Below are 14,125 nucleotides of genomic sequence, written 5' to 3' on the forward strand. Positions count from 1 at the left end.
GCTACAAAAATTTGCCAATCAGGCTCTGCCAGCGACTTGAGCCGCCAAAGACGACACGCCATACTCCCAGAGACAATGACAATTAAGCGGTACGACGTGGCATCCACCCTCTGGCTTCGTTTACTGATAACACTTTTGCTGTTATCCGGCCTGTCCGCCCCATCCTTCGGGGCCGAGGATTCCTATGTTCCGCAAATCGAGTACCTGCGCGTTGCCCCCGACAACAAGCTGACGGTCAGTGAAGCCCTGGCCTCCGACAGCTGGCAAACTCTCGAGGAAAAAAGTCCGAATTTTGGCTATATCCGCGATACCGTCTGGCTTCGGTTTCCGGTATCGCAGCCGGCGACCATCAACCTTCTTGAAGTTCGCTACTCGCAATTGGATAAAGTGACCTTCCACCTGATTGAGAACGGCCGAATCGCACGGCGGGTGGAGACCGGAGACCACGTTCCGTTTGAACAGCGCCCGATACTGCACCGCCATTTCCTGTTCCCCTTCGAGCAAAGCATAGCCAGCGAGTACCAGATTCTGCTGGAGGTGCGCACCGAGGGGGCCATGCAGATTCCGGTTCGTCTCTGGAACGCCCAGGCGTTCTTCGAGCATTCTTCCACCGAAGACCAGATGCACGCGCTTTACTACGGCATCCTGATCACGGTGATTTTCTTCAACCTGTTTATTTTTGCCGCGCTACGAGAGCCGGTATACCTGCTCTACGTGCTCTCGACACTCGGCTATCTATTACTTATCGGAAGCCTGAATGGCTCAACTTATCAGTTTCTCTGGCCTGACAGCCCTGCCCTACAGAATCAGATCATGTTGCTGGCTGTGCCTTTCTCTCTTTTCTTCACCCTGGTGTTCTCCCGCTCATTCCTGAAACTTGAACACACCGGGCCTGTTCTGAACCGGCTCGTACTGTTCATGATCTCACTGAATGCAGTGGTTGGTCTGATGACATTCTTTCTGGACTACAGCACGGGCAGCCGACTGACCGTGGCCCTGGCAATACCCAGCTGCCTTTTGCTCACTGTTCTGGGGCCCGTGCAATGGTGGAAGGGGAACCCGCAAGCCGGTTATTACACGGTGGCCTGGGCGGCACTGACACTGGGCAGCGCAATAACCGCGGCCAACAAGTACGGCCTGCTGCCAAACAATTTTGTGACCACCTACGGTATGCAGATTGGGTCGGCACTGGAGGCCATTCTGCTCACGCTGGCCCTCGCGGCGCGAATTTATCAGGAACGCCAGGACAAGGTTGACGCCCGGGAAGCCGAACTGAATGCTCTGGCAGCACGACGGTCAGCAGAGCTGAAACTGATGGATCATGCGCTGCATAATCCCCTTACCGGCCTCCCCAATCGGAGCAGCCTGGAAATGATGCTGAACGACCTGATGCTGCGCAGCCCCGAGCGACGCTATGGCGTCGCCGTCATCCACCTGAATAACCTGCAGTCGGTCACGAAGACGCTGGGGCATCGCAACAGCGACCGCATTCTGGCGCTGGCATCCAAGCACTACAATGCCGTGGCGAGGGAGCTCCCGGGCGCCTTGCCGATTGAGCAGAGTGATCAGCGCAATTTCTACCTGGCGTCACTGGACCCACAGACATTCGCCTTTGTTGTCGACGCCGATGCAACCGGCCACGTTCCCAGAGCCATTCTGAAGGCGCTGGAGGGCATACGCTACCCGATCGACTATCTGGGCATGCAGATACCTCTGGACCCCGCCCTGGGAGTGGCAATTTTTCCCGAGCACGGCACCGATGCCAATACCCTGATACGTCGGGCAGTGATCGCTGAAGGATCCGACTCTGCGCGGGAACGTGGCATAGCCTATTACAAATCCAAAAAGGACTCCTACAGCGCCGACCGATTGACCCTGGTGTCGGAGCTACGGCATGCGCTCAATACCAACGAGCTCGCTCTGTTCATGCAACCCAAGCAGAGCCTGAAAACGGGTCGAATCGTCGGAATTGAGGTTCTGATCCGGTGGCCCGGCCGGGCAACCCCCATCCGCGCCGATGAGATTGTCAGTCTGGCGGAACAGACCGGTCTAATTAAACCTCTGACCCGGTGGGTCATTGAGCAATCACTGGAATTGCGCTCACACTTACTGGAGCGCGGCTGGCCCCTGAACATATCCATCAATATTTCGCCCAACAACCTGCGGGAACCGGACTTTCCCATCTTTGTTCAGCGTCTGATGAACAGCTATCACAGCCATCAGGGCTCGATTATTTTCGAGGTAACGGAAACGTCCATGATGCAGGACCCGGGCAACTCCCTGCGAGCGCTGAACTCACTCAGCGCCACCGGCATTCCGGTTTCGATCGATGACTTTGGGTCCGGCTACTCTTCACTGTCATACATCAAGCAGCTACCTGCGAGCGAGGTCAAAATCGATCGGTCACTGGTCACCGAGCTGACCACCGAGGCGGAAGACCGGGTGATTGTGCAGACCACCATTGATATGTGCCACAGCCTGGGCTATCAGGTGGTGGCCGAGGGTGTGGAGGATGAGGTAACCGCCAATCTGCTCAGGGACATGGGCTGCGACATGATCCAGGGTTACCTGCTGACACCGCCACTGCCCTTCGACGAAATGATGGATTGGCTGGATAAGAATCACCAGCAGCCGGACCAGCGTAAGCTGGGCTAGCCGGCTAGGACCTCTGACGAATCAGTGCTTCCTGGGTAGTGGATGCCACCAGCACACCGTCCTGATTGAAGAAATTACCCCGATTGAATCCCCGTCCGGCCGAAGCGCTGGGGCTATCCTTGTCGTACAACAGCCATTCGTCCATGCGGAAATCCCGGTGGAACCAGATCGAGTGATCAAGGCTGGCCACCTGCAGCCCCTTGCTCATGAATGTCAGGCCGTGCGGGTTCAGGGAAGTCCCGAGGAACTGGAAATCCGATGCGTAAGTGAGCAGGCAACGGTGAAGTACGGGATCGTCTGGCAGATGCCCCTGGGCCCGGAACCAGCTCTGCTTGTGGGGCGGCCGCTTCTCCGGCTTCAGGGGATTGACCGGGTTCACCGGGCGGATCTCGATCGGGCGGTCCCGGGTCAGAATCGGGCGCATCTTCTCGGGTACCTGGGGTGCGAGCAGTTCGCCCCACTCCTGTTCCGAGCGAAGTGTTTCCGGGTCCGGCGCATCCGGCATGGTCAGCTGATGCTCGAATCCTTCCTCGGCTACCTGGAACGACATGGAACCGGTCAGGATTTCCTTGCCGTCCTGGCGGGCAATCACCCGACGTACCGAGAAACTGCCACCATCACGGACCCGCTGGACCTCGTAGTCGATGGGCATGTCCTGATTGCCGGGGCGCAAAAAGTAGGCATGAAGGGAGTGGCAAAGGCGACCTTCAACAGTTCGGCTGGCCGCCATCAGCGCCTGACCAAGAACCTGCCCGCCAAACACGTTTGGAAAGCCCAGATCCTCGCTGTCCCCCTGGAAATGGTCGTCACCGATGGGCGAGAGATCCAGCAACTCCACCAGTTTCTTGGTTACCTCAAGCATGCCTGCTCCTGTGATTTCGTTAGCACACGAAGGAGTTTTCTACCGCAAGCGGCGAAATTTCGCAATGAAAAGCCGTCGCCGGCCAAGAGAAAGCAGCCCCTTGGTATCGGGGCTGCGGATTGGAGTCCGGCTAATCAGCCGTGTATCGGAGGCACTTCCTTGGACAGGGCCTGTTTCTCCATGGCATAGCTGCCGGTTACCGCAAACCCCAGTACATCGCCCCCGGCGCTCTTGAACAGCGCCTTGACGCTGGTGCCATCCTGCTCAACTTCCCAGTTGCCCTCGGCTGCCGACGGTGGTGGACAGACGGCGGTCGGGCAGCAGGGGGTCTTGATCATCACCGGCATGGTGCCATAGCTCACTTCGGTGCGCTCACCGAGCAAGGTTTTTGCAAGCGCCCGGGAACAGGCCATCAGCGGCAGGACATAAAGCAGCACGTGGCCGTCGACTTCGGCGCAATCACCGAGTGCGTAGACATCCGGCGCGGAAGTCTCCAGCGCGCGATTCACTACGATGCCCCTGGCCGTCTCCAGCCCGGCAGCCTGGGCCAGATCGGTCCTCGGGCGCAGGCCCACAGCGGACAGTACCAGATCAGCGTCCAGAGCCTCGCCATTGGCCAGGGTCAGACTGACCCCGTCACCCCTGCGGTCGATCCGATCAACCACGGTTCCGAGATGAAACCCGACCCCCAGATTCTCGAGCTCCTGCTGAACAGCATGGGCGGCCGCCTCCGGCAGCAGCCCCGGCATCACCTCCTCGGAAGGAGCAATCACGTCAACCTCGTAACCGCCATTGCGCAGGTCGTTGGCGAACTCACAACCAATCAGACCAGCCCCCATGATCGCCACCCGCTTGCCGTCGCCCAGGGCGTCCCGGAAGGCACGGTAATCCATCAGGTCATTGATCGAAAAAACATGCTCCTGGCCATCACCGTCCAGGCCAAGCCGGATCACATCGGCGCCCCAGGCCAGAACCAGCTTGCTGTAGGCAAGTCGTTCATCACCGAGAATCAGTTCGTGGGCCTCGGTATCAATGCCGGTGACCGTGGCAAATGTGCGAATCCGGACATTCAGCTGATCCGCCATGGCGTCGGTACCGCCCTGGGCCAGGCCATCCGCGTCCTTGCCCTTGGTAAAGCCGGTGGACAACATGGGCTTGGAGTAGCTCACGCCATCGTCGGCGGTAACCATCAGAACCGGGGTTTCCTTATCCTGCTTCCGGATTTCCCGAGCCAGGGAATAACCGGACAACCCGGTACCGACAATAATGATGGGGGCCTGTTCAGTCATAACCGTGTTCCTGTATTTAACTCACCTGGGCGGCTTTTACCGGCCGTGCCGGGTGCTATCAACCGATCTCGATCATTTCAAAATCTTCCTTGCCGACACCGCAATCCGGGCATACCCAGTCTTCCGGTACGTCTTCCCACTTGGTGCCCGGCTCAATGCCGTCCTCGGGCCAGCCTTCGGCTTCATCGTAAATCAAACCACACACCACACACTGCCACTTCTTCATAACGTTCTCCCAACATCAGACGGGCGCAATAATAATTGTCAGACAATATTACACGCAAGTGTTTTATTCAGTTAACAGATACGAACAACTGTCGAATCAGGCCATCATACCCATCGCCCCGGTATTGACCAATGCCAATGCCGACGGTCCGGTCAGGGGATTTCTGCCAATAGCCACAAATACAGATCTGACAACCGGGGTGGCCCCTCCCCTCTGCAGGCCCTGTCCGGTATAATCGCCCGTTTTACGACAGGACCGACCGATATGACCGATACCGTCGCCGAAATGAACCAGGTTATGGCCGAAGCCGACTGCCTGGTGGATGAACAGCAGGTACAGACTGCAATTGGCAACTTGGCCGACGATATTACCGCCCGCCTGAAAGACAGTAACCCCCTGTTGTTCTGCGTGATGAACGGCGGGCTGATCCTGACCGGACAACTGCTACCCCGGCTCCGGTTTCCGGTCCAGGCCGAATACCTGCATGCCACCCGCTACCGTCAGGAAACTACCGGCGGCATTCTCGAGTGGAAACTGCAACCCGAAGCCGATATGCACGGCCGTACCATCCTGATTATCGATGACATTCTGGATGAGGGGACGACCCTGTGCGCCATCGCCGACTACTGCCGCGCTCACGGTGCCAGTGAGGTACTGACGGCCGTTCTGGTCGACAAGCAACATGACCGGAAAGCCCGTCCGGATCTGAAGGCCGATTTCACCGGCCTGGAAGTGGAAGACCGCTTCCTGTTCGGTTACGGCATGGACTACAAGGGCTACTGGCGCAATGCCCCCGGCATCTATGCAGTCAAGGGTCTCTGACATCGACAGTCACCTGACCATACCCCCGACGGACTGGTACCAATCGCTGACGGCCGCCGGCCTCCTGAACCCGGCGGTTCACGGGCCTGCCCGCTATTGGTTGCAGGTAGAGGGTTCGTTTACACGGGCCCTGCAGAAACAGTGCAGCCGTTCCTTTCACGTTGAGGTCCGCCGGGAGGGCTTTGCAACGCCGACACAGGAAGAGGCCCGGCGCCTGCGCATTCCCCACCGTCAACACGCCTGGATACGGGAAGTCAGCCTGTGCGGCGACAACCAGCCCTGGGTATTGGCCAGGACGGTCATTCCCCTGAAGTGTCTGGAGGGCGAGGGGCGCCGGCTGCTTCACCTGGGCAATCGACCTTTGGGCGCCTACCTGTTCACCAGCCCCCACTGGCAACGGGGCCCTCTGGAAACCGGCCTCTGCAGACCGGTAATCCCGGGACAGCCGGAACTGGCAAGGCGCTCCCTGTTCAGTGGCCACAACAGCTCCCTGCTGGTTGGTGAATACCTGCTACCGGCGCTGTTTCAGCGGAACACGCTTTAACCGGCCTCCCGCGACTGGCTATAATCCCAGCACTCATTCAATTCGAAGAACACCAGACGGACGCGCGCCATGCTGCCTGACGCTGTGCCAGAACCTATCCAGCGCCGGTTGGCCGACTACGCCAGCCTGCTCAGAATCGACCGCCCGATCGGAACCCTGCTCCTGCTGTGGCCGACCTACTGGGCCCTGTGGCTGGCCGGAGACGGCAGCCCCGCATTGGCTAATGTCATCATTTTCACCCTGGGCGTCTTCTTCATGCGCGCGGCTGGCTGCGCCATCAACGATTTCGCTGACCGGGACTGGGACAAGCATGTCAAACGCACCAAGGACCGGCCACTGACCGCGGGCCGGGTAAAACCCTGGGAAGCGGTGGCGCTGTTCGCGGGACTGTGCCTGGTTTCCTTCCTGATGGTGGTTCTGTTCACCAACCCGCTGACCCTGTATCTGTCGTTCGGCGGTGCCCTGCTGGCATTCATTTACCCGTTCATGAAGCGTTACACCCATTTGCCTCAGCTGTTTCTGGGCGCGGCCTTTTCCTGGGCCATCCCCATGGCCTGGGCGGCGGAGGCCGGCGAACTGAGTCAGCTCACCTGGCTGCTGTTCACCGCCAACGTGCTATGGACCGTTGCCTACGACACCCTGTATGCCATGGTGGATCGGGATGACGATCTGAAAGTGGGCATCAAGTCCACGGCCATCCTGTTCGGAGAAGCCGACAAGGCGATCATTGGCATGCTGCAGGCCATGGTTGTACTGATCCTGATCATGGTGGGCCATCGTGCCGAGCTGGGCACCTTCTACTATCTGGGCGTCGTGGCCATGGCCTGCCTGTTCATTTACCACCAGTACCTGGCGCGGGAACGTGAACGGGACGGCTGCTTCAAGGCGTTTCTGAACAACAACTGGGCCGGCTTTGCCGTTTTTGCCGGCCTTGTAATTGATCTCATGGTCAGCTGAACCTGTCATATACTTGTAACACTTGAGCGTTGTAATGAGGCAGCAACAAATCAAGGTCTGACACAGGTTAAAAGCTCATGACTGGAAAAACTGTCCTGATCGTCGATGATGAGGCCCCGATCCGCGAGATGATCGCGGTGGCCCTCGAAATGGCGGATTATGACTATCTGGAGGCAGCGGACGCCCGGGAAGCCCATGCCCTGATTGTCGACAAACACCCGGATCTCGTACTCCTCGACTGGATGCTGCCCGGCACCAGCGGCGTGGAACTGGCACGCCGCCTCAAGAAAGAAGAAGCGACCGCCGACATTCCCATCATCATGCTCACCGCCAAGGTCGAGGAAGACAACAAGATCCAGGGCCTGGAAGTTGGTGCCGATGATTACATCACCAAACCGTTCAGCCCCCGGGAACTGGTCGCCCGCCTGAAAGCCGTGCTTCGGCGTGCGACGCCGCCGGGCGTAGACAGCCCGATTGAAGTGGAAGGCCTGACGCTGGATCCGGTCGGGCATCGGGTCACCACCCAGGATGGCGCCCTTACCATGGGCCCGACAGAATACCGACTGCTTCAGTTCTTCATGACGCACCAGGAACGGGTATATACTCGCTCCCAGCTCCTGGACCAGGTCTGGGGTGGCAATGTCTATGTTGAGGAACGGACCGTGGATGTGCATATCCGCAGGCTCCGCAAGGCACTTGGCGACCAGTACGACCATCTGATCCAGACCGTACGCGGAACCGGATACCGCTTCTCGACCAGAGCCGCGTAAGTAACTCCGGCCAGCTGAGCATCAGCCCCGGAACGGACACAAGGCAGTTTTTGATGCAACACAACTGGTCACGATACCTGCGCTACATTATCGGTGGCCTGATTGGCTCCACCCTGGTTGGCCTCTATTTCGGAGAGCCCGTCTACGGGCTGACCTTCGGGCTGGTTGTCTATCTGTGGTGGACGCTGGTTCAGGCCAGGCGCCTCTACCAGTGGCTGTCCAACCCCAGCGCCACCGACGAAGCCCCCCAGAGCATCGGCCTGTGGGGCGACATTTTCGACAATCTTCACAAACTGCACCAGACCCACCTGAGAACCCAGGACCGGTTGAGGGCCCAGATCAATCGGGTGCAGGAATCCACCAACGCCATGCGCGATGGCGTGATCATGACCGACTCCCGCGGCGCCATGGAATGGTGGAACGGCTCCGCCGAGTATCTGCTGGGTTTCCGGCGCAACACCGATCAGGGCCAGTACATCCATAACCTGATCCGCACGCCGGCCTTCAAGACCTATTTCGATTCACGGGATTACCGCGAACCCCTGGAGATACATTCTCCGGCCAGACCTCATATTCACCTTCAGATCCAGATCAGCCTGTTTGGTGACGACGACCGTCTGATTGTCGCCAAGGACGTAACACGGCTGTACCAGCTCGAACAGATGCGCCGTGACTTTGTCGGCAATGTGTCCCACGAGATGCGCACGCCTCTCACGGTCATCAGCGGCTACCTCGAAACCCTGGTGGACAACGCCGCAGACCTGCCGCCCAAGTGGCGCCGGGCCATTAACACCATGGCTGCCCAGTCATCCCGGATGGAAGCCCTGATCACCGATCTGATCCTGCTCTCACGTATTGAAACCGGGGAGCAAACGGTCAACGACACCCTCACGGACGTGGACCAGTTGTTGACCCAGATCTGTCATGACGCCCGGGCGCTCAGTGGCGAAAAACAGCACGAGATTACCGTGCATATCGGCGACCACCGCCTGCTGAAAGGCGATGAAAGCCAGCTGCGCAGCGCTTTCTCGAACCTGATATTCAATGCGGTGAAGTACACCCCTGCAAATGGCCAGATTATCGTGTCCTGGTCCACCAACCGGGAAGGCGCACACCTTTCAGTCAGGGATACCGGCATCGGTATCGACCCGGTCCATATCCCCCGTCTGACAGAACGCTTCTATCGGGCCGATCCCAGTCGTCACAAAGACACCGGCGGCACCGGCCTTGGCCTGGCAATCGTCAAACACGTGTTGCTCAACCACGATGGCAATCTGGAGATTCGCAGCCGGATTGGCGAGGGCAGTGAGTTTATCTGTCATTTCCCGCGGGAGCGACTGGTCGAGCGGATCCCCGAGAAGGCAGAGAGCTAGCGCATACCCGCGCGGAAGCGGGCGACAAACCTCGACAGGTCCTCCAGCTTTTTCGGGTCTTCATCGACAAAACGAATGGTAACGCTGACAAAGTCCGTGTCCTGGCGTTTGTCCACCGCCTGCAACTGGTGCACATAGCCGTTCAGCCTCGCCATCTGGCCCTCGGCGATCTCGATGTCCACCACCGCCTGGTCGAGAATCCCCGGGAATACCTGGTCCCGCTTCGCGATCACCCGCACCTCCGTCAGATTGATATCCTTAACCACCGATTTCAGGGTGCTCTCGGCGAAGCGTACCGAGGCCAGGCTCATGGGCGCCCGGGCCGAGGTCGGCCTTGTCGGTGCCGAAGGCTCGGGCCGGGGGGAGGAGGGCGGTGACTCGGCGGAAACCTCCGCCGCGGCTTCGGGCTTGCGAGTCAGCAGGTTGGCCGACTCTTTGAAGGCATCGGCAGGGCTGGCCATGGATTTGCCGCTCCGGTCCATGGCATCTTTCAGTTTGCGGCCCATCACCTTGATAATTTTCTTGCTCAACCCCTCGGGGCTGAACGGTTTGCCAAGGTATTCGGAAACGCCGCCTTTGACCGCTTCGATCACGTGATCCTTGTCGCCCCGGCTGGTGATCATGATAAAAGGCACGTTTTCGTACTGGGGCTGCTGGCGCATCCATTGCAACAATTCCAGCCCGGACATTTCTGGCATCTCCCAGTCGCACAGAATCAGGTCAAACGCGGTCCTCGACATCAATGACTGCGCTCGCCGGCCGTTCTGGGCGTCGGTAGTCTCGATGACCGGGAAACGCTGGCGCACGGTTCGCTTGACCAGATCACGTACAAAGCTGGCGTCATCCACCACCAGCGCTTTCAGCATTGCCATAGTTCAGACCTTCCCCTATCCACAACCCGGTTCTATGGTGCAACTATAGAACAAACACCCACGCCAGAAACCTGTCGGCAACAAAAAGACCACAATCGCCGTTTTTCGGGAACCGTCAGGTTAAAGAATTGTCACTCCACGGGAGCCAGGACAGTGTTTCTCCGGCTGGAAAACGCGCTAACATGGGCTCAGGATACTCCACGATCATCAGCCTGATAGAGGTTTTGTGTGCTGACCAAACCTGCAAGGATTCTTCGCCAGGGCGGCGTTACTCGCGGCTTATTGTTTTCCGGTTTTCTGTCATGTCTGTCACTGCCCGCCATTGCCCAGGACAGCGCTGAAGTTGAGCCAGCGGGATTTGCCGAATGCAAGGCCCGGCTTCAGGAGCAGGCCATTGCCGCCGGGGTCAGCAGCAAGACCGCCAGCGAGGTGATGTCCGGGGTCCAGCATCTGGCACGGGTGATCGAACTGGACCGGCGGCAACCGGAGTTCACCACTACCTTTGCCGACTACCTGAGCCGGCGGGTTAACGATGCCCGGGTCAACACCGGCCGCGAACTGTTGCAGGAGCATCAGGAGCTGCTGGCCAGAGTCACCCGGGAAACCGGCGTGCCCGCGCCTTATTTGGTGGCCTTCTGGGGCCTGGAAACCAATTTTGGCAGCTATTTCGGCAAGATGCCGGTACCCAGCTCCCTGACGACACTGGCCTGCGATCCCCGCCGCAGCACCTTCTTCACCGAGCAGTTGATCGCGGCCCTGCGCATTATTGACGAGGGCGCCATTCCGGCAGACCAGATGGAAGGTTCCTGGGCCGGCGCCATGGGCCACGTTCAGTTCATGCCGACGGTTTTCCTGAAACACGCGGTGGATGCCGATGGTGATGGCCGAAGGGATCTGTGGAACAGCCTTCCGGATGCCATGATGTCTGCGGGCAGGTTTCTCGAATCCATGAACTGGGACGGCGACTACCGTTGGGGCCGAGAGGTCCTGTTACCCGAGAATTTCGACTATTCCCTTGCGGACGGACGACGTCTGCCACTCGAGCAGTGGCGCGAAATGGGCATTACGGATGCCTTCGGCAAGCCACTGGCCCGCGAACCGATTAATGCCGCCCTCGTGGTGCCGGCAGGGCACCGCGGGCCTGCGTTTCTTGCCTATCACAACTTCCGCGTGATCATGGGCTGGAACCGCTCCGAGTTCTACGCCATTGCGGTTGGTCATCTGGCTGACCGGATTGCCGGCGCGGGTAAACTGCAAAATCCTCCGCCCGAAGACGCGCCTGCGCTGTCCCGCGCCAACATCATCAACCTCCAGAAAGCCCTGCAGCAACGGGGGTATGAGCCAGGTAACCCCGATGGCATCATGGGCCCGGCAACGCGGTCTGCCATCCGACAGTTCCAGGCTGCCAACAACCTGGTGGCTGATGGCTACCCCGGTGAATCGGTGCTGGCGGCGCTGGAAATACCTGCAGGACAGTGATCCACCGGGGAGTCGGCGGCCTACTACTGCAGGACACCGTTTTGATGCGAGACTGATCTGACATGGATTCACTCACCCAGGCCGCCCTGGGCGCCTCCCTGGCCGGCGCCGTAGCCGGCAAGACTCTTGGCCGCTCGGTTTTGCTGACAGGCGCAGTTCTGGGCACCCTCCCGGATCTGGATGTCGTCATCGATTACGGCACCGCAGTGGCCAATTTCACCCAACACCGTGGATTCAGCCATTCGTTGTTCGTTCTGGCCCCTCTGGCAGTGGCCCTTGCCTGGCTGCTCTGGCGCTGGAAACCACAACTGAGTTTTCAGCGGTGGCTCGCCCTGACGGGGCTGATCCTGATTACCCATCCTTTACTGGATGCCTTTACAACCTATGGCACCCAGTTGTTCTGGCCCATCGGGCCCCCCGTAGCCGTCAGCAGCATTTTTATCATCGACCCGCTATACACCCTGCCCCTGCTGGCAGGCTGCCTGTTTTTTCTCGCCCGGCCGCCCGCCAAAACAGCGATAGTTGCAGGCCTGGCAGTGTCCACCCTGTACCTGGGCTGGAGTGCTCTGGCCCAGCAAGTGATGACACAGCGAGTTCAACCCGCGCTTGCGGCCGCCGGCCTGGAAAACCCGGACCTGCTGGTTCAGCCCATGCCATTCAGCACACTGTTGTGGCGGGCGACGGCTCTGCAGGGTGATCAGCGGGTAGAAATTGTCACCGGCTTTCTGGATGGCGACACGCCGCTGAATCTTGAATACTTTCCACGCCGCCCGGAGCTGGCGAGCGAAGTCTCGGACCTGCCCGAGGCCCGGCGTCTTGAATGGTTCACCCGGGGCTTCCTGGATTACGACCAGGCCGGCGACCGCATCACGGCCACCGATATCCGGCTGGGCATTCCAGGCGCGCACCCGTTTACCTTTGTTCTGGCGACCCGCAATGGCAGCGGCATCGACCCCACGGCGAGCTTTCGGACTCCACGCCCACCAGTAAGCTCCGAAGCCCTCGGGCTGCTCTGGTCCCGGATGATTGCCGAAACGCCGGTGCTCTGCCTGGCCAGTCTGAGCTCCCCGGCACCCGGACAAAGCTGCTGAATACCATGCGACTGGACCAGTTTATTGCCAACAGCACCGAGCTCTCCCGAAAAGAGGCCAAGCGGGCCATCGGCCGCGGAGTAGTAACGATCAATGAACAAATCTGCAAGGGCGCCAACACCAGGTTGGCCGGGGATGAACGGGTGGCCTTGTCAGGCACCCCTCTGAGCCTCCCAGGCGAGCGCTATCTGATGATGAACAAGCCAGCAGGCGTGGTGAGCGCGACGACCGACAGCGACCATCCAACAGCGCTGGACCTGTTGCCAGCAGAGATCACCCGACATCTCCATATTGCCGGGCGCCTCGATGCAGATACAACCGGCCTCCTGTTACTGACCACCGATGGGCAGTGGTCTCACCGGGTCACCTCACCGCGAACCGACTGCCCCAAGACTTACCGGGTAACCCTGAACGAACCTCTGAGCGACGCTGCGGCACAGCAACTGGAGCGAGGCGTGGACCTGCATAATGATCCGAGGCCGACGCGACCGGCCCGGGTGCATTTTCTGGAAGACAGGATCATTGAGCTGACGATTTCGGAGGGGCGCTATCATCAGGTCAAGCGCATGATGGCAGCCGTTGGCAACCACGTGGAAGCCCTTCATCGTGTCCGCATTGGACAGGTCGAACTGGACGATGCGCTGATGCCCGGCGAATACCGGGAACTGACCGCCGAGGAAAGAGACAGCCTGGCGTGATACTCAGGTGCGCTCGAAACGTTGCGCCTTGAGATTCTTGCGCACTGCACCGGCCTCGAACACTTCACCATTCATCGCGATATACACACCCGGCGGCAGCAGCTGCACCGCAGCCCAGGCAAACCCGACATTGAATACCGCATCGGTTCGGCGCATCCGGGCCGGCTGCATCGCGCCGGTCAATACGATGGTCTTGTCCTTCAGGCCGGAAAGCACCGCCGCAGTATCGGCCATGGTGTCCGTGCCGTGGGTGATAATGATTCGGCCACAATCGCATTCACTGGCCGCCGCCAGTACCTGCTGGCGATCATCATCGGTCATCTCCAGGCTGTCCTTGCGCAGCAGTTCCCGCAGGCGATAGCCCTCGTGGATGTTGGATTCAGACAGCAGCTCCGGCAGCAGGCTGTGCCCTACCTCGAACTCGCTGTTGGCATCGAAGTAGACCTTGTCGATGGTGCCACCGGTCGTGAATATCTGGATCATAACG

Annotated in this window: 14 protein-coding genes; 9 read left to right on the top strand and 5 right to left on the bottom strand. The window is 59.5% G+C overall.

Features of this window, described 5'->3' with window-relative positions; translation table 11 throughout:
• Positions 1 to 75: 75 nt before the first annotated feature.
• Entirely contained in the window at positions 76 to 2,655 is a 2,580-nt protein-coding gene (locus ACP86_RS07280; RefSeq protein ID WP_053113186.1) for an EAL domain-containing protein, read from the top strand.
• Between the two features lie 4 nt (positions 2,656 to 2,659).
• On the opposite strand, the gene tesB is transcribed toward ACP86_RS07280, so the two are convergent.
• From tesB to ACP86_RS07295, 3 genes are all read right to left on the bottom strand, one after another.
• Positions 2,660 to 3,517 carry an acyl-CoA thioesterase II gene (tesB, locus tag ACP86_RS07285; protein ID WP_053113187.1) on the bottom strand — a complete coding sequence of 286 codons (858 nt, stop codon included), beginning with the start codon at positions 3,515 to 3,517 and terminating at the stop codon, positions 2,660 to 2,662.
• 134 nt (positions 3,518 to 3,651) lie between these two features.
• Entirely contained in the window at positions 3,652 to 4,806 is a 1,155-nt protein-coding gene (locus ACP86_RS07290; RefSeq protein ID WP_053113188.1) for an NAD(P)/FAD-dependent oxidoreductase, read from the bottom strand.
• Positions 4,807 to 4,864: 58 nt separating this feature from the next.
• Positions 4,865 to 5,032 (bottom strand): rubredoxin, encoded by a 168-nt coding sequence (locus ACP86_RS07295; protein ID WP_008173532.1) that lies wholly within the window; start codon positions 5,030 to 5,032, stop codon positions 4,865 to 4,867.
• Positions 5,033 to 5,296: 264 nt separating this feature from the next.
• Between ACP86_RS07295 and ACP86_RS07300 the strand changes: the two genes are divergently transcribed.
• From ACP86_RS07300 to phoR, 5 genes are all read left to right on the top strand, one after another.
• Positions 5,297 to 5,854, top strand: coding sequence for a hypoxanthine-guanine phosphoribosyltransferase (locus ACP86_RS07300; protein ID WP_008173534.1), 558 nt, complete (start codon positions 5,297 to 5,299; stop codon positions 5,852 to 5,854).
• Complete coding sequence (locus tag ACP86_RS07305; RefSeq protein ID WP_053113189.1) at positions 5,835 to 6,398, top strand: chorismate--pyruvate lyase family protein; 564 nt, start codon at positions 5,835 to 5,837, stop codon at positions 6,396 to 6,398. The genes ACP86_RS07300 and ACP86_RS07305 overlap by 20 nt, the downstream gene beginning before the upstream one ends.
• A 69-nt stretch (positions 6,399 to 6,467) precedes the next feature.
• Positions 6,468 to 7,355 carry a 4-hydroxybenzoate octaprenyltransferase gene (gene ubiA / locus ACP86_RS07310; RefSeq protein ID WP_008173537.1) on the top strand — a complete coding sequence of 296 codons (888 nt, stop codon included), beginning with the start codon at positions 6,468 to 6,470 and terminating at the stop codon, positions 7,353 to 7,355.
• Positions 7,356 to 7,432: 77 nt separating this feature from the next.
• Positions 7,433 to 8,125 carry a phosphate regulon transcriptional regulator PhoB gene (gene phoB / locus ACP86_RS07315; RefSeq protein ID WP_008173539.1) on the top strand — a complete coding sequence of 231 codons (693 nt, stop codon included), beginning with the start codon at positions 7,433 to 7,435 and terminating at the stop codon, positions 8,123 to 8,125.
• A gap of 53 nt (positions 8,126 to 8,178) precedes the next feature.
• On the top strand, positions 8,179 to 9,498 hold the full coding sequence (gene phoR / locus ACP86_RS07320; RefSeq protein WP_053113190.1) for a phosphate regulon sensor histidine kinase PhoR: 1,320 nt from the start codon (positions 8,179 to 8,181) through the stop codon (positions 9,496 to 9,498).
• On the opposite strand, the gene ACP86_RS07325 is transcribed toward phoR, so the two are convergent.
• On the bottom strand, positions 9,495 to 10,370 hold the full coding sequence (locus ACP86_RS07325) for a response regulator (protein ID WP_053113191.1): 876 nt from the start codon (positions 10,368 to 10,370) through the stop codon (positions 9,495 to 9,497). The genes phoR and ACP86_RS07325 overlap by 4 nt on opposite strands.
• Before the next feature lie 228 nt (positions 10,371 to 10,598).
• Here ACP86_RS07325 and ACP86_RS07330 point away from each other — a divergent pair, with 228 nt between their 5' ends.
• The 3 genes from ACP86_RS07330 to rsuA all read left to right on the top strand — a co-directional run bounded on the left by ACP86_RS07330 (position 10,599) and on the right by rsuA (position 13,638).
• Positions 10,599 to 11,849 carry a lytic murein transglycosylase gene (locus ACP86_RS07330; protein ID WP_053113192.1) on the top strand — a complete coding sequence of 417 codons (1,251 nt, stop codon included), beginning with the start codon at positions 10,599 to 10,601 and terminating at the stop codon, positions 11,847 to 11,849.
• A gap of 62 nt (positions 11,850 to 11,911) precedes the next feature.
• On the top strand, positions 11,912 to 12,940 hold the full coding sequence (locus tag ACP86_RS07335; RefSeq protein ID WP_053113193.1) for a metal-dependent hydrolase: 1,029 nt from the start codon (positions 11,912 to 11,914) through the stop codon (positions 12,938 to 12,940).
• Positions 12,941 to 12,945: 5 nt separating this feature from the next.
• Complete coding sequence (gene rsuA, locus ACP86_RS07340) at positions 12,946 to 13,638, top strand: 16S rRNA pseudouridine(516) synthase RsuA (RefSeq protein WP_053113194.1); 693 nt, start codon at positions 12,946 to 12,948, stop codon at positions 13,636 to 13,638.
• 3 nt (positions 13,639 to 13,641) lie between these two features.
• On the opposite strand, the gene ACP86_RS07345 is transcribed toward rsuA, so the two are convergent.
• Positions 13,642 to 14,121, bottom strand: coding sequence for an asparaginase domain-containing protein (locus ACP86_RS07345; RefSeq protein WP_008173551.1), 480 nt, complete (start codon positions 14,119 to 14,121; stop codon positions 13,642 to 13,644).
• Positions 14,122 to 14,125 lie beyond the last annotated feature (4 nt).

The organism is Marinobacter sp. CP1, from assembly GCF_001266795.1.
Lineage (GTDB): Bacteria > Pseudomonadota > Gammaproteobacteria > Pseudomonadales > Oleiphilaceae > Marinobacter > Marinobacter flavimaris.

Bases quoted from the DNA above. Each gene is read 5' to 3' on its own strand.
- phoB (WP_008173539.1), top strand. From the start codon at position 7,433: ATGACTGGAAAAACTGTCCTGATCGTCGATGATGAGGCCCCGATCCGC.
- tesB (WP_053113187.1), bottom strand. From the start codon at position 3,517: ATGCTTGAGGTAACCAAGAAACTGGTGGAGTTGCTGGATCTCTCGCCC.
- ubiA (WP_008173537.1), top strand. From the start codon at position 6,468: ATGCTGCCTGACGCTGTGCCAGAACCTATCCAGCGCCGGTTGGCCGAC.
- ACP86_RS07280 (WP_053113186.1), top strand. From the start codon at position 76: ATGACAATTAAGCGGTACGACGTGGCATCCACCCTCTGGCTTCGTTTA.
- ACP86_RS07325 (WP_053113191.1), bottom strand. From the start codon at position 10,370: ATGGCAATGCTGAAAGCGCTGGTGGTGGATGACGCCAGCTTTGTACGT.
- ACP86_RS07300 (WP_008173534.1), top strand. From the start codon at position 5,297: ATGACCGATACCGTCGCCGAAATGAACCAGGTTATGGCCGAAGCCGAC.
- phoR (WP_053113190.1), top strand. From the start codon at position 8,179: ATGCAACACAACTGGTCACGATACCTGCGCTACATTATCGGTGGCCTG.
- ACP86_RS07345 (WP_008173551.1), bottom strand. From the start codon at position 14,121: ATGATCCAGATATTCACGACCGGTGGCACCATCGACAAGGTCTACTTC.
- ACP86_RS07295 (WP_008173532.1), bottom strand. From the start codon at position 5,032: ATGAAGAAGTGGCAGTGTGTGGTGTGTGGTTTGATTTACGATGAAGCC.
- rsuA (WP_053113194.1), top strand. From the start codon at position 12,946: ATGCGACTGGACCAGTTTATTGCCAACAGCACCGAGCTCTCCCGAAAA.
- ACP86_RS07290 (WP_053113188.1), bottom strand. From the start codon at position 4,806: ATGACTGAACAGGCCCCCATCATTATTGTCGGTACCGGGTTGTCCGGT.
- ACP86_RS07335 (WP_053113193.1), top strand. From the start codon at position 11,912: ATGGATTCACTCACCCAGGCCGCCCTGGGCGCCTCCCTGGCCGGCGCC.
- ACP86_RS07305 (WP_053113189.1), top strand. From the start codon at position 5,835: ATGCAGTCAAGGGTCTCTGACATCGACAGTCACCTGACCATACCCCCG.